Origin of the sequence: Pedobacter sp. UYP30, assembly GCF_040547165.1 — a bacterium.
Classification (GTDB): Bacteria; Bacteroidota; Bacteroidia; order Sphingobacteriales; family Sphingobacteriaceae; genus Pedobacter.
Genome location: NZ_JBEPPD010000016.1, coordinates 77,927 through 99,099, shown reverse-complemented (window position 1 = coordinate 99,099; position 21,173 = coordinate 77,927). Strand labels below are relative to the sequence as shown.

The 21,173-nt window shown below is 37.8% G+C and carries 20 protein-coding genes and 1 pseudogene; 7 read left to right on the top strand and 14 right to left on the bottom strand.

What is annotated here, in order from left to right:
- Nucleotides 1-300: 300 nt before the first annotated feature.
- From rplM to tsf, 4 genes and pseudogenes are all read left to right on the top strand, one after another.
- Nucleotides 301-744, top strand: a complete 444-nt coding sequence (gene rplM, locus ABIB40_RS16090; RefSeq protein WP_354360411.1) for a 50S ribosomal protein L13 — start codon at nucleotides 301-303, stop codon at nucleotides 742-744.
- Nucleotides 745-748: 4 nt separating this feature from the next.
- On the top strand, nucleotides 749-1,135 hold the full coding sequence (gene rpsI, locus ABIB40_RS16085) for a 30S ribosomal protein S9 (protein ID WP_354360410.1): 387 nt from the start codon (nucleotides 749-751) through the stop codon (nucleotides 1,133-1,135).
- A gap of 18 nt (nucleotides 1,136-1,153) precedes the next feature.
- Nucleotides 1,154-1,963, top strand: a pseudogene (gene rpsB, locus ABIB40_RS16080) (30S ribosomal protein S2); the annotation flags it as partial.
- A 380-nt stretch (nucleotides 1,964-2,343) separates the two neighbouring features.
- Nucleotides 2,344-3,183, top strand: coding sequence for a translation elongation factor Ts (tsf, locus tag ABIB40_RS16075; protein WP_354360409.1), 840 nt, complete (start codon nucleotides 2,344-2,346; stop codon nucleotides 3,181-3,183).
- A 151-nt stretch (nucleotides 3,184-3,334) separates the two neighbouring features.
- On the opposite strand, the gene ABIB40_RS16070 is transcribed toward tsf, so the two are convergent.
- The 4 genes from ABIB40_RS16070 to ABIB40_RS16055 form a co-directional block, all read right to left on the bottom strand.
- The gene (locus tag ABIB40_RS16070; protein WP_354360408.1) at nucleotides 3,335-4,657 is read right to left on the bottom strand and encodes a hypothetical protein; all 1,323 of its coding nucleotides are present in this window, start codon (nucleotides 4,655-4,657) and stop codon (nucleotides 3,335-3,337) included.
- Nucleotides 4,658-4,710: 53 nt separating this feature from the next.
- Nucleotides 4,711-6,762, bottom strand: a complete 2,052-nt coding sequence (locus tag ABIB40_RS16065) for a hypothetical protein (protein WP_354360407.1) — start codon at nucleotides 6,760-6,762, stop codon at nucleotides 4,711-4,713.
- Complete coding sequence (locus ABIB40_RS16060) at nucleotides 6,759-7,439, bottom strand: hypothetical protein (protein WP_354360406.1); 681 nt, start codon at nucleotides 7,437-7,439, stop codon at nucleotides 6,759-6,761. The genes ABIB40_RS16065 and ABIB40_RS16060 overlap by 4 nt, the downstream gene beginning before the upstream one ends.
- Nucleotides 7,440-7,864: 425 nt before the next feature.
- The gene (locus tag ABIB40_RS16055) at nucleotides 7,865-8,614 is read right to left on the bottom strand and encodes a UDP-2,3-diacylglucosamine diphosphatase (RefSeq protein ID WP_354360405.1); all 750 of its coding nucleotides are present in this window, start codon (nucleotides 8,612-8,614) and stop codon (nucleotides 7,865-7,867) included.
- A 91-nt stretch (nucleotides 8,615-8,705) separates the two neighbouring features.
- Here ABIB40_RS16055 and ABIB40_RS16050 point away from each other — a divergent pair, with 91 nt between their 5' ends.
- From ABIB40_RS16050 to ABIB40_RS16040, 3 genes are all read left to right on the top strand, one after another.
- On the top strand, nucleotides 8,706-10,832 hold the full coding sequence (locus tag ABIB40_RS16050) for a prolyl oligopeptidase family serine peptidase (RefSeq protein ID WP_354360404.1): 2,127 nt from the start codon (nucleotides 8,706-8,708) through the stop codon (nucleotides 10,830-10,832).
- A gap of 101 nt (nucleotides 10,833-10,933) precedes the next feature.
- Nucleotides 10,934-11,944 carry an NAD(P)/FAD-dependent oxidoreductase gene (locus ABIB40_RS16045; protein ID WP_354360403.1) on the top strand — a complete coding sequence of 337 codons (1,011 nt, stop codon included), beginning with the start codon at nucleotides 10,934-10,936 and terminating at the stop codon, nucleotides 11,942-11,944.
- 185 nt (nucleotides 11,945-12,129) lie between these two features.
- A complete protein-coding gene (locus ABIB40_RS16040) occupies nucleotides 12,130-12,447 on the top strand; it encodes a 2Fe-2S iron-sulfur cluster-binding protein (protein WP_354360402.1) in 318 nt (105 codons plus the stop codon).
- A 6-nt stretch (nucleotides 12,448-12,453) separates the two neighbouring features.
- Here ABIB40_RS16040 and ABIB40_RS16035 read toward each other — a convergent pair whose 3' ends face one another.
- The 10 genes from ABIB40_RS16035 to lpxA all read right to left on the bottom strand — a co-directional run bounded on the left by ABIB40_RS16035 (nucleotide 12,454) and on the right by lpxA (nucleotide 21,171).
- Nucleotides 12,454-13,479 (bottom strand): sensor histidine kinase, encoded by a 1,026-nt coding sequence (locus ABIB40_RS16035; protein ID WP_354360401.1) that lies wholly within the window; start codon nucleotides 13,477-13,479, stop codon nucleotides 12,454-12,456.
- A 462-nt stretch (nucleotides 13,480-13,941) separates the two neighbouring features.
- The gene (locus ABIB40_RS16030; RefSeq protein WP_354360400.1) at nucleotides 13,942-15,096 is read right to left on the bottom strand and encodes a hypothetical protein; all 1,155 of its coding nucleotides are present in this window, start codon (nucleotides 15,094-15,096) and stop codon (nucleotides 13,942-13,944) included.
- A 47-nt stretch (nucleotides 15,097-15,143) separates the two neighbouring features.
- Nucleotides 15,144-15,671 (bottom strand): hypothetical protein, encoded by a 528-nt coding sequence (locus ABIB40_RS16025; RefSeq protein ID WP_354360399.1) that lies wholly within the window; start codon nucleotides 15,669-15,671, stop codon nucleotides 15,144-15,146.
- Nucleotides 15,664-16,221 carry an RNA polymerase sigma factor gene (locus ABIB40_RS16020; protein WP_354360398.1) on the bottom strand — a complete coding sequence of 186 codons (558 nt, stop codon included), beginning with the start codon at nucleotides 16,219-16,221 and terminating at the stop codon, nucleotides 15,664-15,666. Before ABIB40_RS16020 ends, ABIB40_RS16025 begins: the two co-directional genes overlap by 8 nt.
- 284 nt (nucleotides 16,222-16,505) lie before the next feature.
- A complete protein-coding gene (locus ABIB40_RS16015; RefSeq protein WP_354360397.1) occupies nucleotides 16,506-17,096 on the bottom strand; it encodes a hypothetical protein in 591 nt (196 codons plus the stop codon).
- A gap of 41 nt (nucleotides 17,097-17,137) precedes the next feature.
- Nucleotides 17,138-17,827, bottom strand: coding sequence for a hypothetical protein (locus tag ABIB40_RS16010; protein ID WP_354360396.1), 690 nt, complete (start codon nucleotides 17,825-17,827; stop codon nucleotides 17,138-17,140).
- A gap of 255 nt (nucleotides 17,828-18,082) precedes the next feature.
- The gene (locus tag ABIB40_RS16005) at nucleotides 18,083-18,817 is read right to left on the bottom strand and encodes a YdcF family protein (protein WP_354360395.1); all 735 of its coding nucleotides are present in this window, start codon (nucleotides 18,815-18,817) and stop codon (nucleotides 18,083-18,085) included.
- A gap of 362 nt (nucleotides 18,818-19,179) precedes the next feature.
- Nucleotides 19,180-19,809, bottom strand: coding sequence for an ABC transporter ATP-binding protein (locus tag ABIB40_RS16000; RefSeq protein WP_354360394.1), 630 nt, complete (start codon nucleotides 19,807-19,809; stop codon nucleotides 19,180-19,182).
- Nucleotides 19,810-19,835: 26 nt separating this feature from the next.
- Nucleotides 19,836-20,297, bottom strand: coding sequence for a GNAT family N-acetyltransferase (locus ABIB40_RS15995; RefSeq protein WP_354360393.1), 462 nt, complete (start codon nucleotides 20,295-20,297; stop codon nucleotides 19,836-19,838).
- Between the two features lie 88 nt (nucleotides 20,298-20,385).
- Nucleotides 20,386-21,171 (bottom strand): acyl-ACP--UDP-N-acetylglucosamine O-acyltransferase, encoded by a 786-nt coding sequence (gene lpxA, locus ABIB40_RS15990; RefSeq protein WP_354360392.1) that lies wholly within the window; start codon nucleotides 21,169-21,171, stop codon nucleotides 20,386-20,388.
- Nucleotides 21,172-21,173: the final 2 nt, after the last annotated feature.

The window sequence follows — 21,173 nt, the reverse complement described above, 5'->3', positions numbered from 1 at the left end:
GGTTGGGGTAGATTGCTTGGTGCTTCGCAAGGATGATTTCAGGCGCTTCGACAGGCTCAGCGTGACAATTGTTCGGGAATACGCTAATCTCGCTTTTACAGAAAGTAGTGCGCTTGCAACTTTCAACACTTAACATTTCTGTTTTCTTCGATTTCGGCTAATCCTCGACCTCGGTCTCAATCTTAGCCTCATCCTAAAAATCTTCGCCCAACTATTTGATAACAAAACTATTTACGCTATCTTTGCAGTCCTTTAAAAAAGAGGGAATTAACAAATAATTAATCAATTAAATAAAAGCAAGTGAATACGTTAAGTTACAAAACTGTCTCTGCCAATGCCAAAACTGTTAACAAACAGTGGGTTGTAGTTGATGCTGAAGGAGAGATTTTGGGGCGCTTGTCATCGAAGATCGCAATGATCATCCGTGGTAAAAACAAGCCAGAGTACACCCCACACGTAGATTGCGGCGATAATGTAATAGTTATCAATGCAGAGAAGGTTAAATTGACTGGAAAGAAGTTTACCGATAAGCGGTACGTTTCTTACACTGGCTATCCAGGCGGTCAGCGTTTTATTTCTCCAAAAGAGTTAATGGACAAACACCCTCGTCGTGTAGTAGAAAAAGCAGTTAGAGGAATGCTACCTAAAACTAAATTAGGCAAAAAATTGTACACCAATCTTTTTGTTTATGCAGGTACAGAGCATCCGCATTCGGCACAATCTCCAACAACCATTAAACTTTAATTAAATGCAAGTTACAAACACTTCGGGAAGAAGAAAAACAGCTGTTGCCCGCATCTACTTAAAAGATGGCGCAGGCGCAATTACCGTTAACGGTAAAGATTACAAAGAATATTTCCCTACACTACCTTTACAGTATATTGTTAACCAAAGTTTAGAAGTTGCTGAGCTAGTTGGTCGTTACGATATCAAAGTAAATTTAGCAGGTGGCGGAATTAAAGGACAAGCAGAAGCTGTTCGTTTGGCTATAGCCAAAGCAATTGTGGAACTTGATGCGGAGAAAAAACCTGCATTGCGCGCCAAAGGGTTAATGACACGTGATAGCCGTATGGTTGAACGTAAGAAACCAGGACGTGCAAAAGCTCGTAAAAAATTCCAATTCAGTAAACGTTAATCAAAGGAGACAAACACAATGGCAAGAACAACATATCAAGATTTATTGGATGCAGGTGTACATTTTGGTCACCTTACCCGTAAATGGAACCCAAAAATGGCTCCATATATTTTCATGGAGCGTAATGGCATCCATATTATAGATTTAAACAAAACTTTATCTAAAACAGAAGAAGCAGCAGCTGCAATCAAGCAGATTGTTAAGTCTGGTAGAAAGATTTTATTTGTATCTACTAAAAAGCAAGCAAAAGGAATTGTGGCAGAACAAGCTGCAAAAGTTAACATGCCTTTCGTAACCGAGCGTTGGTTAGGTGGTATGCTTACCAACTTTGCTACCGTGCGCAAGTCTATCAAAAAGATGGGCAACATAGATAAGATGACCAAAGATGGTACTTACACAATCTTATCTAAAAAAGAACGTCTAATGATTCAGCGCGAGCGTATCAAATTAGAAAGCCTTTTAGGCGGTATTGCAGATTTAAACCGCTTGCCAGCTGCACTTTTCTTGGTAGATGTTAAAAGAGAACACATCGCTGTTACCGAGGCGCTGAAATTAAACATCCCAACTTTTGCGATGGTTGATACAAATTCAGATCCTTCGAACATAGATTTTCCAATTCCATCTAACGATGATGCTACAAAATCTATTACCTTAATTACTGATATTGTGATTAACGCAATCCAAGAAGGTTTAGATGAGCGTAAGCGCGAAAAGGAAGACGAAGCTGAAAAAGAAGCAGTAGCTGCAAAAGCTGCCGCAGACGAGCCAGAGGTTAAAGAGCCTCGTAGAAAAAGAGCTGCAAGTGCAGATGCTGAAGCAGTTGCAAAAACAGAAACTCCTGCTAAAGAAGCAGCCACAGCAACTAAAGAAGCAGCTCCTGTAAAGGAAGAAGTTGCTGCTCCGAAAGCCGCTGCAGAAAAAGCTCCTGAAGCTGAAAAAGCTCCTGAAGCTGAAAAAGCTCCTGAAGCTGAAAAAGCTCCTGAAGCTGAAAAAGCTCCTGAAGCTGAAAAAGCTCCTGTGTTAGAAGAAAGCGCTGCTCCAAAAGCTGCCGTTGAAAAGGCAACTGAAGTAGAAGAAAAAGAAGCTAAAACAGAAAAATAAAGCCCCACCCAACCCTCCCCAGAGGAGAGGGCTTTGAAACTTATTAAGATAAACATCTCGCTCCTCCCCCCATTTGGGGGGAATGAGGGGGGCTAAAATAAAAAGAAATGTCTACAGTACAAATTTCTGCAGCAGATGTAAATAAATTGCGTCAACAAACTGGCGCAGGTATGATGGATTGCAAAAAAGCTTTGGTAGAAGCCAATGGCGATTTTGAAGCCGCGGTAGATTACCTGCGTAAAAAAGGTGCAAAAGTTGCCGCTAGCCGTCAGGATCGCGAAAGCAACGAAGGTGTGGTAATAGCAAAAGCTACTGCCGATGGTAAACGAGGAGTGGTTTTAGAGTTTAATTGCGAAACTGATTTCGTGGCAAAAAATGCCGATTTTGTTGAATTGGCGAACAAGTTTGCAGATTTGGCTATAGAGCAAAATCCTGCAACGTTAGAGGCTCTTCTAGCACTTACTTTAAACGGTGCTTCAGTTGCTGATGTAATTATTGAAAACACCGGAAAAATTGGTGAGAAAATCGGTATTTCGAAATACGAGGTTGTAGAAGGTGAAAAGGTTGTTCCTTACATTCACAGCAATTACCGTTTGGGCGTTTTGGTTGCTTTAAACCAAGATGGATCTGGGGTAGACGAAGCAGGAAAAGATGTGGCCATGCAAATTGCTGCAATGAATCCTGTGGCTTTAGATAAAGCCGATGTTGATCCTCACACCATCGAACGTGAAATAGAGATAGCTAAAGAGCAGATCCGTGCAGAAGGTAAGCCAGAAGCAATGATAGAGAAGATCGCAGCAGGTAAGCTTAATAAATTCTATAAAGACAGCACTTTACTAAACCAAGAGTTTGTAAAGGATAGTTCGAAAAGCGTAAGTAAATTTTTAGACGAAACTTCTAAAGGTTTAACTGTAACTGCTTTTAAACGTGTTCAATTAGGCGCTTAATCAAACCTATTTTAATAGGAAAAGCTTCTCGGTGTTCGAGAAGCTTTTTTTATGCTTTGGTTTTTTGTAATAATCTCTGTTATCTAATCTTAAGAATATTGGCAGTTACTAACTGCGGATACTAGTAAAAAAAGCTTCAATTTAATATCGGTTAAAAATTCTTTAAAATTTTAACTAACGAGTTATGCTTTTTGTCTTTCAGTTTTAACTGTCCACTAAAAAGAACCTGCCTATTTTTTTGTTGTCTTCCAGTAATCATAAGGGTTTGATATAAACTAAGTCTCTGGTTTAATGATGGAATAGCTGACTGCGCAACGAGTTTTTGGAAATTAACATAAAGCATGCAAAAACCGCTGGTGTTTACGCCCATTTGTTTAGCTTTAGCAGAACTACTTGTGGCCAGGTAGAGGTTATCGCTATCGTTTGCTAAAAATATTTTGTATAACGGAAAAGCCTGTCTATTTACCTTGTTGCTATCTAAGTTTAAAAAGCCTTGGTTGGCCAAATAGTTTTTTAAACCTTTGGCGTTTGCTTTTATATTGGCAGTTAAATTCGGAATTTTCTTTTTTTGCAAGGTTAGCTCTTCAATCTTTTCAAAATCATCATTATACCCGTAGGTAATAACACTATCTATTTGCGTTGTTGTGCCCAGCCAATTTAAATTAAAACCACCTCCGTAGTATTTTAACAAACTATCGGTCTGCATGCTTAACTGGCCTAGTTTAAATGTTCTATTTTTTATTTGCTTTACATCGGCATCAAGCCAAGCCGTAATGGTGCTACTATCGTAATTAATGGCATTGTGGTAAGCTGTGTTTGGTACTAGGGCCGGCAAAACAGTAGTGGCTTTAAAAGCAACATTGCCGTTGTTAAAATTAAGTGTGGCAAAGCTTTCATTATCTTGGTAAACAATATCGTCGCTGGCTTTTACCAATTGTTTAAAGTTACTATCGCTTAAAGGTGCAAAATCTTTTTCTGCAATAATATCAGCCAATGCCTGGTTAGAAATATTACGATTTATAGAAAAGGAAATTACTGCGCTCGTTTTCGTATAAAAAACGACGATCTTATTGCTTTTACTCCTCGCTAAATTTTGTGTTGAATCTTTTGTTAAGCCCAGGATTTTGTATAAAAAGTTTTCGAGCAATTTGAAGTTTGTAACTTTAAATTTAGAAAAGTAAACGTCTTGCCGTGCGCCGGTATTAAAAAAGTAAATATTTGCTGGCAATGTTAAACCAATATCTGTTTTTTTGGCAGTTTTAGCGGTATCTTTCTTGCTGTAGTAGCCAACACTGGTAATAATATTTAAACCTATTGTTTTATAAATTTCATCTACACTAATTTTTATAACCGCAGTAGCACGTTTAGGGATATAGATGCGATTTGCTAAATATTGGCGGTATTGCAAGCCCAGTACTAAAAAAAGAAGTAGCGATAAGATTATCGCTACGGTTATTTTTATAAATTTTTTCATACCATAAACTAACTAGCAAAATAGACGTGCTTTTTCGTTGATTTATTACTCAACTATTTTGCTGCATTTTCTATCAAAGCAAACAAATATTTTAATGCATTTTCTTGTCCATCTGGTATGGTGGAGCCTAACTCAAACGAAACCACATTGCCCTTTATCGGGTTAGTTTTTAGGTAAATGTTACTCATTAGGCCTAAGGTTTCATTGTATTTTTTAATGGTTTTGGCATCGCCCAAGTCGGAACCAGTTAGTTTGTTGGCTAGGTTTTTTGCATTAAACAAAAAACTGAAGTTACTTTTTCTAGCTAAATTTTTATCCGCTCTACTTATGTTGCCTTTAAAAGTATTATTGCTGATGCTTTGCAATTCTGACAGAGAATTTCCAAAAAACACGATGCCATCTTTAATCATAAAGTAAATGTCTATCGGGCTTTTGGCTGCTTTTATTTTGTAGATACTATTGTCAACTGTTACATAGTTTTTATCTATACCATATTTGATGAGCTTAGTTATCAAACGGGTATCGTCTGATGAAAACATGAAAAGGAAATCTGGCACAGTCTCTTTTTTGGTCTTGATTACTTCTTTTCTATCGTAATTATCATCATAATCATAGCCAGTATATGTTACATCTTTTACTTTCACATCGTTTACAATAAGAAAAGCATCTCCCTTTATCACCTTACTTACCGCTTCTTCATCTAACAGCAAAGAAAATAAATCTGTAGCTAAATCAATTTCTTCTTTTTTATCTGCTAACAGCATACCGTAAGTGCTTCTCATAAACTTGGGGAATTCTTGTAGGTAAGATTTTGTATCAATGGAGTACCCTATAAACCCAATGGCCTTATCGCTATTTACATATTTTAAAAACTTTTTATTTAACTTTCTGCTGGTAATTCTTTTATAAGCATCAGCCCAATTTTTATCCATTTCAATTCCGGTAGATATCCGTACGCTTTTACCATCCATAAAAAGCTTGGCGTTAAGGCCTTTATAGCCCATGGTAGCGCCCAGTTTTCCCGTTAAACCCTTTGTGCTATATTTGCCATAGGGAAAGTATCTAGGCATCATGTAGTTGTAGGCGTTTTGTAAATTAGACACCCAGAACTGTGCAACTGCCTTATCATCTAAACTGGTTTTGTAACTTTTGTTTGTCTCTATAGATGGGTAATTTGAAGTGAAAACTTGTTCTGCTTGTTCAGCTAGCCAAGTTAAGGCCAAAGCTTTTTTCTTTGATTCTTCTGCGGCTCGTGCCAATTCATATTTCGCATAAGCATCTACGTATGTTGTAGTTGCGTAAGCGGTGTCTGTATTGTTAGCCGGATATGCAGGTGTAATGACAGTTTCGACAACAGCTTCATTGGCTTTTGAATCGTGTTTTTTCTTTTTGCCTTTAGTTGGAGTTATTTTTTTCTGTGTAGATTTTTTTACAGTTGTTTGATGTTTTTCCTTTCGTACTATAGGAGGCGGAATATCCACGGCCATACTATCAATATCCTCTGCACTCATTACCGCATCAGCAGCCTCATCGGCCACTACGGCAACACTATCTGTAACCATATCAACGCCATACTCATTTTGGTAGCGAACCTCTTTAATGCCATACTGCGCAGCTTTTGCAGAGTCTGAGAAGAAATTACTTTTTATAGAGCCGCTTGTAATGTATAGCATTTTTTTGTCCCACTTTAAGATACCGCTACTATCTGGAAAAACCATAGTTTTTACATCGCCGTTAACAGAAATTTTGTTTTGCTTTTGGTTAATTAGCCTTTCAAATTTGTTAGCATCCTTTAAAGGCAATAGAAAACAGTTGTAAGAAATGCTATCGGTAAGTTGATTAAAATAATACATGTTTTTTTCTAAATCCACACCAAAATCTTCTATGCTAGAAAATGGTTTTTCTAGAGATTTAGCGGTTTTTTCTAGAATTTTCTTCCCCACATAAGATTGGTTAAAATCCTTAATCAACATTAATTTGAAGATGTTATTACCTTTAACGGTTGCCACGGCAAAGGCATTTGCAGGTATTTTCTTAACTAAATCTTGTGCCCGGGTTTGTACAGTGGCAAAGAAGAGAAGGGTTGCAATTAGAATTTTTTTCATTTAGATAGCTGTATTTGATTATTGATGTTTATTTTTCCATTGATTAAATCGGTGATGAGACCGCGCAGCATTACGGCCTTTTTAGATTTGGATAGTTTTGATGCAGCATTTGTTTTGTTGGTAACCAACGATTGGAAACGATAAATGCTAGTGTATGTGGCGCCCTTAAAAATAGCTTTATCCTTGCTATTAAGTTTATTAAACTCTGTTTTCGCATTGGCAACTGGCTGATATTTCCTAGTAAAAGTTTTGGTTGCCTTGTTGTAACTGTACGAAGAGTTATTGGTGGCTTTTATTTTATGCTTTATTAAGATGTTTTTCGTCAGGTTATTTATGTTTGCAATATCCTTAAAAGAAAACCCGATGGTTACTATAAAGGTGTTAAAATCGCTGGTGCTTTTAACATTGCTAATTCCTTCGCTCTTCTTTAAGTACGCTACGGCTTCATTTATTTCCTGCTGTAGTTTCTGGCAGCTTGGCACTTTATAACCCTGTACGCTGTCTAAAAGCATTATAGATGCTACCTTGGTTTTACTCTGGCTTAAATTAATGGTAAGTAAAACATCGCCGGTGCCATCGTTTCTAACGTTAATTTCTTCTATTACCTGGAAACAAGAGCTTAGTGAAATTGTGCACAAGAGAAGAAACAGGCACTTAAAAGTTTGTTTAAAGCCCATACTAATACTGTTTTTAGTTTAATGGTGATGATTAAAAAAAATGCTTACCTGAAAGCGCAAACTTAACAATTTAAAATATAGCTTTTGTAACTGTCCAGTAATAGGGTCTAACACACATTAAGATGAGTAAATCAAGAAGTTATAATATGCAGCTGTTAAACTCCAAGCCTTTTAACTGTCATCGCTTTTAAACGCATTCAATTAGGCGCTTAATGTTTCGGCATATTATTAAAAAGTCTCGATAAAAATCGGGACTTTTTTTATACTATTTTTTTGCGAGAGCAAAGATAGTTTTTCATCAGGTACGCGGACTATTCTCTAATTCGATTTTTTTGAAAATTTCTGTTGATATGCTTCTTCTTGTAGCGAGGGCAACGCCTCCTGCGGCCTAGTAGTTCGCCTTACATATACAAGGTCTTTCTGCTTTAATCTTTTTTCCCAAAATACTCCAGCCTCAATTCCTCGCCATCAAAAACGCCGTAAGAATTAAAGCTTAACCATTCGCCTATGTTTATGTATCTGCTGCCTTTGCCCAATTCTATTTCGATTGGTAAATGCCTATGACCAAATATAAAGTAATCGTAATGCGCTTTTTGAAGCTGCTCTCTCGAATAGATGGCTAGCCATTCATGATCAGCACCAAAGAATTTTTCTTCTTTGATACTTGATGCGCGGCTCTCGTTTGCCCAAGCATTTGCCAAGCCTATGCCAAAATTAGGATGCACCCTTTCAAACAACCACTGAGAGAGCTTATTTCTAAAAACTTTGCGTAAAAATTTATACTTCTTATCGCCAGGGCCTAATCCATCGCCATGGTGAAGGAAAAATTTCTTGCCTCCGCGCTCCATTATAAATTCATCGCTGATAATCTGCATGCCCAGCTCTTCTGTAAAATAATCTTTTACCCACATATCGTGGTTGCCCTTAAAAAAGTAGATTTTTATTCCAGCATCTGCCATTTGCGCCACTTTACCCTGAAAACGGATAAATCCTTTGGGGATAACCTTAGCGTATTCGAACCAAAAATCAAAAACGTCACCCATTAGAAAGAGCTCGCTGCAAGTGGGCTCTATATAATCTAGCCATTTAACAATGCGCGCTTCTCGCTCCCTGCTTTTTGCGTAGGTTGGGCTACCTAAATGAAAATCAGACGCAAAATAGATGTTTTTAGTCATAAGATAATGCACAAATGTAACTAAAAAGCTTAAAATCGGAAGGCTTGAAAGCACGGTAGGAAAAACATATCTTAGTAAATAGTTTATTTTGATGATGAGAAAGCCGTTGCCTATTTACTTATTTGTGCTCGGGTTGTTTTCTTGCAAACAAGAAGCTCCCGTAACAAAAATTACGTTGATGAAATATCCAGATACCAGAAAAGATAGTATAAAAGACAATTATTTTGGCACCATCATATCCGATCCATATCGTTGGTTAGAAAACGATAGTTCTGCCGAAACCAATGCCTGGGTAAACGCAGAAAATAAGCTTACACAAAACTACTTGTCGCTGGTTCCATTTAAAGAAGACATAAAGAAGCAGCTTACAGAAATATGGAATTATCCAAAAGAAACAGCACCGTTTAAAATTGGCGATTACTATTTCTTCAGCAAGAATGATGGCCTACAGAATCAAAGTATCTGGTTCGTAAAAATGGGAATAGATGGAGCAGAGGAAGTTTTCTTAGATCCAAACACAATAACCAGCGATGGTACCGCATCGGTATCTCTTCTTGGCTTTTCTAAAAATGATAAATACGTTGCCTATTCTATCGCGCAAAGTGGCTCTGATTGGAGCAATATTTATGTGATGGAAATCGCCACAAAACGTAAGTTACCCGACGAACTAAAATGGACGAAATTTTCTGGTGCAGCTTGGAAAGGCGAAGGGTTTTATTACAGCCGTTTTGATGAGCCTGCAAAGGGAACAAATCTTTCTGCGGCAAATAAATATCAAAAAGTCTATTTCCACAAGTTGGGAGAAGATCAAAAGACAGATCAATTAGTTTTTGAGGATAAGACAAACCCAAACCTTTATTTTGGTGCAGAAACTACAGAGGATGAGCATTTTTTAGTCCTCACCGCTAGTGCAGGCACGTCGGGCAATGCCGTTTATTCTAAAGATTTAACCGATGCAAACGGCAAGATTACTTTGCTTGTACCAGGCTACAAAAATAACCATCAGGTTGTAGATAATATAGGTGGCAAGCTACTGTTAGAAACGGATCTTGATGCTGAAAATAAAAAAGTGGTGCTTATAGACCCAAAGAATCCAGCTGCAAAAAATTGGAAGACCATCATTCCAGAATCTAAGCTTGCCTTAGAAGGCATAAATACAGGCGGCGGATTTTTATGGGCCAGTTATTTGAAAGACGCCAGCAGCAATATTGTACAATTTGACTTATCTGGCAAGGAAATTGGTCCGATAGCATTACCTGCCATTGGCACTGCAACTGGTTTTGGCGCACATAAAAACGACAAGAACTTTTTTTATTCCTTTACTAATTTTACTACTCCGAATACCATCTATCATTATAACATCGCTTCGACAAGTTCTTCTGTTTACCGGGAATCAGAATTTAAGTTAAACACAGATAATTACGAAACCAAGCAAGTTTTTTATCCTTCTAAAGATGGAACAAAAGTACCTATGTTCATTGTACACAAAAAGGGAATTAAGTTAGATGGCAACAATCCGGTTTACCTTTACGGGTACGGTGGTTTTCAAATAAGCTTAACCCCTGGTTTTAGTTTATCGCGTATGTTGTTTTTAGAACATGGGGGCATTTATGTGCAGCCGAGTTTGCGTGGTGGCAGCGAGTATGGCGAAGCTTGGCATAAGGCTGGAATGCTAGAAAAAAAGCAAAATGTGTTTGATGATTTCATCGGTGCTGCTGAATATTTGATTAAAGAAAACTATACCAACCCAAGTAAAATTGCTATTTCTGGCGGATCAAATGGTGGTCTTTTGGTAGGTGCATGTATGATCCAAAGGCCAGACCTTTTTAAGGTTGCACTGCCTGCGGTTGGGGTTCTAGATATGCTTCGCTACCACAAATTTACTGTAGGTTGGGGCTGGGCGGTAGAATATGGCAGCAGCGATAAAAAAGAAGATTTCGATTATTTAATCAGATACTCGCCTTTGCATAACATAAAAAGCAACGTAAATTATCCTGCAACGCTTATTACCACTGCCGATCACGATGATCGAGTAGTGCCTGCGCATTCTTTTAAATTTGCAGCAACTTTGCAAGAAAAATATACAGGGAAAGAACCCATGCTGATACGAATAGACACCCAGGCTGGCCATGGAGCAGGAAAGCCAACCGCAAAACAGATAGATGAAGCGACAGATGTATGGAGTTTTGTGTTCCAGAATTTGGGAATGAAGTGGTAAAAAAATAAAAACTACTAAATTTGTAGATTATTTCACAAAATTGACCATTGACCTGCGGTTTTGAATGGCTTTTTTGTAACTTCGCATCAAAATTTTTTTAAATGATCTCTACTGATATTGCCGTTATTGGTGCTGGCCCGGTTGGGTTATTCGCAATTTTTGAAGCTGGTTTGTTAAAAATGCGTTGCCATTTAATAGATTATTTGCCGCAAGTTGGTGGGCAGCTTTCTGAAATTTATCCTAAGAAACCTATTTACGATATTCCAGGTTATCCATCTGTTTTGGCCCAAGAATTAGTAGATAATTTAATGGAACAAGCAAAGCCGTTTCATCCAACGTTTACCCTTGGCGAACGCATTGAGGGCTTGGAAAAGAGAGCTGAAGGCGATTTTTTGCTCACCACCAATATGGGTACAGAAGTACATGCAAAATGTGTGGTAATAGCCGGTGGACTTGGCTGTTTTGAGCCGCGAAAACCAGCTGTAGAAAACTTAGATAAGTTTGAAAACGGCAAAGGGGTTAATTATATGATTTTGGACCCAGAAAAATACCGCGACCAGAAGATGGTAATTGCCGGGGGAGGAGACTCTGCGCTAGATTGGACGATTTATCTTGCAGAAGTATGTTCTGAACTTACATTGATTCACCGTAGCGAAAGTTTTAGGGGAGCACCAGATTCTGTAGCGAAAGTGATGAGCCTTGCCGAAAGCGGAAAAATAAATTTGGTATTAAACAGCAACCTTCACTCGGTAAACGGTGGCGATAAATTAGAGCAGGTAGAGGTAGTTCAAAACCGAACCATGGAGAAAACCTCCATAGCTGCAGACCATTTGATACCGCTGTTTGGATTAAGCCCAAAACTTGGCCCTATAGAAGCATGGAACCTTAACATTAGCAAAAGTGCAATAGAGGTAAATACCGATGATTACTCGACCAATATACCCGGCATTTATGCAATAGGCGATATAAATACGTATGTAAATAAATTGAAACTCATTTTATGTGGTTTCCACGAAGCTTCTTTAATGAGCCATAGTGCCTACAAATACATCAATCCTGGTGTAAAATACACCATGAAATATACCACGGTAAACGGTGTTGCAGAATTTTAAACGAATAAGCGTTTTTGGCTGCTACACGGTTTTTTTGCGATATTTATTGCCTTAACGATTGAAACGGCATGCTTTTTGGCTTTTTTTGCCAAAAGATATAGTGGAAAGTCCCGCACATGCGGGAGCTAAAAAAATGTATAGATTAATAAATCAGATTTAAGCTTTTAGTAAAAAAGCTGCTATTTATGGAGAATAACATTACCATTTACATGCAAGAGCCAGATGGCTCTGTAACAGAGCACGACGCACCTACAGACATGGGGCTAAGCCTGATGGAGTTTTTAAAAGCATCTGAATATGATATTTTGGCAACCTGCGGTGGAATGGCACTTTGCGCTACCTGTTGCGTAGATGTATTGGCGGGCGAAGAAAAGCTACACGAGATGAGCGACGATGAATATGCCATGCTAGATACTTTGCCCGATCTTTTACCCAATTCTCGTTTAGCCTGCCAGTTGCAGTTAAACAACAATATGGAGGGACTAAAAGTAAAGTTACACTAAAGGTTGCTATCCCGATTTTTGTAGCGTAAAGGCAAACGTGGTTCCTACACCAGGGGTGCTTCGCACAGAAATGGTCTGTTCATGCGCCTCGATAATGTGCTTTACAATTGCTAAGCCCAAACCCGTACCTCCAATTTGCTTGGACCGATGGCTGTCGATGCGATAGAAGCGCTCGAATAAACGGAATAGATGTTTCTCCTCGATCCCGATTCCATTATCTGTAACTTCTATCAGGTATTGTTCATGCAGCTCGAAGATTTTAATCGAAGTATCTCCACTTTTTCTCCCATATTTTATGCTGTTGATAATCAAGTTTATCAGCACTTGTCTTATTTTTTCGCGGTCGGCGATAACAAAGGTAGAGGCAGTGTACTTTTCTTTAAAATGTAATTGGATATTTTTGGTTTTTGCGGTGTCTTCTAAATAATCCATTACCTCTTTCGCCAACAATACGAAATCGAATTTTGCAAATATGATAGGTGCTTCGCCACTTTCTAGTTTAGAAATACTATCCAAATCTTCGATGAGGTAACTTAGGCGCTCTACGTTAGTTTCGGCCTTTTTTAAAAATTTTAATGCTTGCTCTGGATCATCCAACAAACAATCTTGCAATGTTTCTATGTACCCTTGTATGGCAAAAAGGGGTGTTTTAAATTCGTGCGAAACGTTGGAGAGAAATTCTCGACGAAACTGCTCTTGTTTTTTTAACAGATCAATTTCCTTTTTCTTGGCACCTGCCCATTCTTTTACTTCTTGTTCTACATCGTTAATGGGATCTGCGCTAACGTACTCACCAAGTGCGTCTTTTAAATCCTGGCCAAGCTTTAGGTTGTGGATTAACTTATAGATGAGTTTAATTTTGGTATAGATGTATTTTTCGAGGAGGTAATAAAATACCAAAAAGCTGCACAAAAATGATACTCCAAATGAGATAATAAGGTAATACCAACTGTGCTGGAAATAGAAATTAACCATCCCGATGGATAACCCAACGGCTAAGGCGGTAAACAAGACCAACACGCTCAACTTCATGCTGCAATTTAGCGGTTTTATGTTAACAGAATGTTAACTGATAAGATTTTTAAATTGTAAGCGATTCGGCATTTGCAGATTAAAATATTTATAATATAAACTAATAGCGCACTATCGATTCGTAAATAAACAGTTTATTATCAAAATGTTAATTAGAAATTAGACACCCCGGTCTGCGACCACCCCTCTGTAAGTGGGGAATTCCCCCTCATGTTTTTTAATACTTTTGCAATTCTCCTCCTTTAGAGGGGAATTGCAAGGCGGGGTGGTTATTTTTAAGAAATTGATAATGTACCATGGGTTAATATAAGTAATATGGGCGTTTTAACACGCTTTTCATTCTATCTTTTGTCTCGCTGAAAGGCGAAACCAAAAGGATGCCATTTCAATCGTTAACGCGCATTCATGGCGACCCAGTTTTACAATTCAGCAATCAAACAATTTAACAAAATCCTCAGTTGCTTAATTAAACTTTACAGAGCCGTAATTTACCTTGATGTTGATGCTTGCGCTACCACCAATTCCAATTTTCCCCGAGTATTTTTTAGAAGTGCTAGAGCTGTTGCTATCTGATTTTTGCGCAACAACATTCGCCCCATAATTAAAACTTCCGTAATCTACACCTAAATTAAAATCGCCGTTAAAGTTCGCAGCAAAAGCTAAGGAAACATCGGCGTAGCTTGCGCTAAGCTCTATTTTTTTGCAATCATTACTTACATTGTCGACATTTAAGCCGCTGTAAGCTAGTTTTGCAGAGATATATCCAGTTGCTTTTCCAAGTTTTACATCGCTGTATTGAGATTTTATAACCAAATTTTTTGCCATAGTGATTGTTAAACCGCTGCCGTATTGTTGGTCTATAGTAGCTTCTCCGGTAATGGAGCCAATATTTACCTTAGAATATTGTGCACTTAAATCTAGCGTGTTTACTGTTTTTATCGTTAAACCACCTCCATATTGCTGCTTTATCTTGGCTGCGTTAATGTTTCCCAAGGCTGCTTTGCCATACTGAACGCTAATATAATTGTTGGTATTGGATAAGTCTCCAGTTGTTAAATCTCCATATTGAACCTTGAGGTAGGTTGCGCCAGAAAAATTTGGCAGTACAACGTTGCCGTATTGTTGCGTTGCCGTTAGCGAGTTGTTTGCTGGCATATATACGGTATAAAAAATTTTTATCTGGTTACCATTCCTATTTTTTCGCTTAGTTTTGAACTCCTCGATGGTAGTCTTGAAACTCGCCTGATCTCCTTCTTTTAATGCCGTAACGTTTACGTTATCGAGCAGTCGGCTAGCCTCTTCCTCAGAATTGCCAGAAGCTTTGATAGATACATCTACCTTTATCTCTTTTTTGTTCCAAATTTTAACAGTAATGCCCCCAAAAATATTACTTAACAAAACTTTATCGTTTTTATTTAGAGGAAAGCCCTTACTCAATACTTTGCTTTTTTCAACATCAAAATGATTGTGTGCTACAGACAGATTTTCACTGCCACGCAAATTGGTGTTTGCCATGGCTACAGCCTGCACATTGCCATCGGGTTGTATGTTGTTGTTGGCGTAACTGTTAGCCGAAAAAATGGCCATTAGACCGATAAGTATCTTCGTGTTTTTCATTCTTCATTTATTAATATTACGGTCGGTTTACCGCAAAAAGCCTTGCGTTATATCTGATTTACTCGATTATAACTGTCGACTTGGTTAATGATTAAGAGCTGTTGCTTTAACAGTTTAAGCTGAATTTCTCTATTCTTAATCATTGCTTCTAAAATAACAGGTCTATTTGGCGTGCTTTGCAGCTCGTCTTTTAATCGAATGTATTCTTCGTCAAGCTTAAATAAATCGGCGGTAAAACGTCTATACAAATCTGGGTTTGAAGAAGCAAAAATTGCCAAGCTGTCTTTTTTCTCTATAATTAGGCTGCGATATTTGGTTTCCTTATTTGCTATTTCTGAGTTAACGTTACCGCTTGTGCCATCGGCATTTATAAATTTTGGGATGTAGAGCAAGGCCATTGCAGATAAGGTTAATACGGCTGCGATGCCGCCAAGCCAAGTAAGCAAGCGAGTAGATCTTTTTGCTCGTTTTCGCTGGAGGTTTATGGCAATTTTTGCCCATACTTCTCCGCTCGGCTCGCCATCGTTAAAGGCTTTTCTATTCGTTTTAATAAAATTTTCTAACTCATCAATCATGTTGATTCCCCTTTTCGTTTAAAAAAAATCGTAACTTTTGTTTTGCCCTCATGTATTGCGTTCTGCTTGTGTTTTCGCTTATTTTTAAGATATGCGCAATCTCTTCATGGTCGTAACCTTCTAACAGGTATAAACTTAACACCACTCGGTATCCATCGGGCAAACGTTTTATTGCATCTTTAACCTCTTCAATTCGCAATGTTGGGGCATTGTCATCTCCAGCTTGTTCTGGCACAATCTCTACAAATTCATCTACGGGTACAAATTCCAGCTTTCGTTTTCGCAGGTAATTGATAGATTTATTTATTACAATCTGCTTAAGCCACAGCCCGAAGGTGCTTTCCTGTCTAAAATCTGCAATCCGCGTAAAGGCGTCTAAAAAAGCTTCCTGTAGAATGTCCTCAGCTTCTTCCTCAACATTAACAATGCGGAGCGCAATATTGTACATGGCTTTGCAATAGCACTTATACAATTCGAATTGCGCGGTGCTACTTCCCTGCATACATTGCTTAACCAACTGTAAGTTTTTGTCTAAGTAAGCTGTTTCCAAATTTTTAAAGGTTCTTGGTATAAGACATTTGTTTTTTCATACTGTTGCACCAAAAGAAAAAAATAATTTTTGGTGAGGGAAGTCGGTTATCGGAAGTTAGAAATTGGCTTCTAGCGCTTCCAAAAAAAGGCAACTGGTTAAAGCGAACGATTCACGCAGATTCGAAAATCCGAATTTTTAATCTTCGAGAGGTGTAATTGCTCTTCCTCCGTAAAGCACTTCAAATCGAAAATTACGACAGCAAAGAAATAGTTTATCGCCTTTTGCCAAAAACCTGACGTTCTTTAATCGCCGGTATAATCTGTTTGTTTTGAATAGGAAGTTCCATCTTCCATTTTATAGAATATATTACCGCCATCAATTATCATAACTTCACCAAATCGAGCCATTATTTTATGTCCTTCTAAAAAATCTGTCTCTTTAGCAAATAGAAATGGCTCTATTAATTTCCTAAAGTGTCTTTTGCTTTTTTTAGAAATCTTAAGGTCAATCGCCGTTGAAAGCCTGCTGTTTTCTATAATTACCATTCGACCATTGATATAGGTGTAGAAGATTGGAAACCTAGCGTCATCGTCATCAAAATTAGTAAATCTCTTATCGAAAAAACACTTTGAAAGCACTTTTCTATCTGGCGTTGGGCGATAATTGACCACAAGCCATATATACCCTTTTCTATTAAATAGTGTATCGTTCTTTGTTTGGCGTGCGATATAGGAATACAGCGCATCTACCAAGGCCGTGTCTTTTAACGTAACTTCGGTAATATTAAAAAGTTCTTTTTTGCCTTTCGAGGACTGAGCATTTGAATAATTGAACGTTGCAACTAATATCAGGATAAAAGATAGGTGCCTAACCAATTTCGATAGAATGTTCATTGGTTTCGGGCTGATACATTATTATATACAGAAGTTTTTAATTAGCCGCCCGAGAAAGTGTAACTAATTGTGCCATCCTTATTTTTGGGCACTTTACTGTCTTTCAGGTTTAGTCTAAAGTTTTTAACGTCTTTTTTGCCATTTTTAAAGCTATCTCCCGATGTCCACCAATAATTAAGGTCATAATGAATAATCGCACCGTTAAAGCCTTTTACGACTTTATTTTTTTCATTCAAAATTAGTTTGGTCAAGTTTTTATTCACATCATAATCTAACCCAAAAAACTCCACTATCTGACCAGAAATAATTACTTTGTTATTCATGTCAAAGAGGAATAACTTTCTCATTGTAACGTTTTTAGTCTCTACTCTGCCTTCTATAGTCGGAACTACTAAATACTCCTCTTCGCTAGTTTTAACTACGGTCCAAGCATCTTTCCACTGAGGTGCGAGAATGACAAAACCGGGTATTTTGAGTTTCATCTCTTTGTCTTTATTAACTACAGCAGCATTAAATACTTTCGCAGCCTCTATTTTGTATGCATCCACGCTGTTGTTTTTTACCTCATTGGGTGCAGTTATTTCCTTATTACAAGAAAAAAGTATTGTGCCAACAAAAATGTATGCTATGCCTAAAAATAATTGATTTCTTCTTTTCATGTCGGGCGCATTTTTTAGATTTGACCTGTTGATCAGTTGTGGTAATTTGAGTTCTATCTTTTGATTACGCATAAATTACAATTAAATTCTTAAAGAACAAAACACCGACGGTTTTTACAGCCTGAAAACATTTTGAGGAGTTACATACCAGACACCCAAATATTTATATAAAAGCCGGAAGCAAATGTAGAGCTAAACGCCTATATTACAGGGTACCACATTGGTAATTTGTAAGATTAATGAATTCCATGTAAAGCCGTAATTGCTAAGATCAATTCTACGGAATATTAAGATGCAATAGGCGCAGTCCATCAGCTTATCCTCCACCTATCTACGGGCCAATCCTATCCACTCTTTAAAAAGCATGGGCCAGGTATTCAGTGCCGCAGCGCTTGGAATGATGAAGTCACTAAAATCAAAAGATGTTTTTCCTGCAAAATCGGTAGGATAATAAGTCAGCTTCTTTTTAAATGCCTTATCGAATATTAATTCTGCTCGCCGAATATGCCAAGCACTTGTAATTACAAGAATTTTTGGACTTTTATAAGCATTCGAAATAAACCTTGCACTATTTTTTGCATTTTCGATGGTATTTCTACTGTTGTTTTCTATAAGTATAGCGCTATCTGGAATATCGATATCTTTTAGGTAAGCGGAAGCCAAATCTGCTTCCCTAATTTTGTGGTCTATTAGATTGGCGCTTCCGCTTGCTATTAAAATTTTGTGGATGACTCCTCTTTTATACAGTTTTATGGCTTGGAACAACCTGTCGCCAGAACCGTTAAACTCAATGCTGTTGTTTCGTGCGTTAATGTCCGAGAAGCCACCCAATACAATGCCAACATCATATTTTTCTAGCTTTGGGTACGATGTCTCGTAAGCGTTTAGAACGCTGCCCGAGAAAAAGCCGTTTGAAAAAACGAACAATGCGATTAACGAAATCCAGACCAGCTGTTTTTTACGCTTTTGGTTATTGCAAAAAACGGCGCAAAGCAGCAAAACACATATCCATAAAATTGGACTTATTAAAAAAGCAAGAATTTTTGAAAGGAAGTACATCATGTTGGTTGTGAAGCAAAACTAAACATTTATAGGCCATTGTTTAGGCTAAAGCCCAAGGGTATTTCTCGGCCTCGAAAATTGCAACCATAATTAAACAAATAGAGGTAAACGGATAAAAAAAAGAATGCCTTCGGGAACCACTCCGAAGGCACAATCAACCTAAACCTAAACTAAAACTATGAAAAAAATCTTTATCTTCTATTTCTTAAAAATGCCATCTGACATTTACATAAATCAAGCTAAATTTTTCTCTTGATTTGATGGTGCAAAAGTAAATATAATTTTTGTTATAACTAATCTTTTTTTCAAAAAAAAATATTAATACAATTCGATGATATTTCGGTAAAAGTGTGGTAAATAAATTAATTTTCAAATAACTTATAGTCAGATACTTGTATCTTTTTTGAACAAAAATTATATTCGTGTTCTTGATTAGATCCAACGATGATTATTTTGTCTTTTGAAAAATTTTCTGTCAGTTCGTTATACCAAGCTAGGCCTTGAGCGTCTAAATTGCTAGTTGGTTCGTCTAAAAATAATATTGAGGTAGCCGCACAGAATGCCAATGCCAACTTAGTTCGCTGCTTCATTCCAGAAGAAAAATACCTAATTTCCTTATGTGCCGAGCTTTCTAGGCCAAGCAGCCTAATCAACTTCGAGGCGTTCATCCCAGAAGAAAATTCTTTAAATTTGAAATGAAAATTTATAAGCTCCTTCAAGGTAAACGTTTCTACCAACTCTAGGTATGGAGCGGCAAGACTAATTTCTTTATACACGTCAGAAACGTCGATAGTCGATTGCTTGTCGCTGTAGGTTATCTGACCTTCAGAGGGGGTTAAACTACCGTTTAGAACGCTGATGAGCGTAGATTTTCCAGACCCATTAGCCCCAAGTATTGCATAGCTGTTTCCAGAGGTAAACTCGTATTCGATATGCCTAAATATCCAATCTCGGTTAAACCGTCTACCAATATTAGTTAAGGTAATTTTCATGCGAGGTATTTCCTATCGGGGAGGATTTAACTTTTAAGACGCTTTGCCATACAAACACTGTTGCTAACATTGATGTATGGGCCATAATTCGAAATTATTTGATAACCAGATTTTTTATAAAGTGCAATGGCATCTGGCTGTCTTTTGCCGGTTTCTAAAATACATTCAGCGAATTCGAGATCAAGTGCCCAGTTTTCCAATTCGTTTATAATTTTACTGCCAATACCCTGATTTCTAAAATTATCGTGAACAAACATTCTTTTAACCTCGACTGCTTTTCTGGAAAAAGGTTTTATCGCACCACATCCCACCGGAGTTTCGTTGTGGTAAGCGATAACCACTTCTTTTATGGTGTCAATTTTATTAAAATGAGCATAAAACTCATGTTCATTACCATCTATTATGGCAAGTTCTTTGTCTAACAAACCAACCAGCGTTTTAAAATCAGCGCTATTTGAATCAGTTCTTAAGAGCGCTATTTCATTCATTTCTTAATTTTAGGCGATTTGCACCTTCTACCTTCAACCTTTCTTTATCTTTGTTCTGTGCTCGACCTTAGTCTCAACCTGAGGTCAACTAGCTTCCCATTCCAAAACCCTTCATCACTCCTCTATTGGAGTTTCTGATGAAGTCTACAATCTCGTCTCTAATCTCGGTCGGCTTAAATTCTGCCTCGATAATATCTAACGCTTTGGTAACATTGTTGTGCTTTACAAAAAGCACCCGATAGATTTCTTGTATCTCATCAATTTTCTCATTAGAAAAGCCTTTTCTCCTTAATCCTACAGAGTTTATGCCTGCGTAAGAAAGGGGCTCTCTAGCTGCTTTAACGTATGGGGGAACATCTTTTCTAACCAACGAGCCACCAGTAATAAATGCAAATGAACCTACTTTAACAAATTGATGTATGGCTACTAAACCTGCAAGTACAACATTGTTTCCAATGATAATGTGTCCCGCCAACGTCGTGCTGTTCGAGAAAATACAGTTATCGCCCACATGGCAATCGTGTGCAATATGTGAGTAGGCTTGAATCAGGCAGTTTTTACCAATTACCGTTTTCCATCTATCTTTGGTGCCTCTGTTGATGGTAACGCATTCTCTAATGGTGGTGTTGTCGCCAATTTCTGCAGTAGTAACCTCTCCCTCAAACTTTAGGTCTTGTGGCTCGCCAGAAATAACAGCGCCTGGAAAAATCCTACAATTTTTGCCAATGCGGGCACCATCCATAATGGTTACATTAGATCCAATCCACGTACCTTCTTCTATCACAACATCTTTGTGAATCACCACGAAAGGCTCAATTACTACATTTTCTGCAATTTTGGCTTGTGGGTGTATATATGCTAGGGGCTGGATCATAT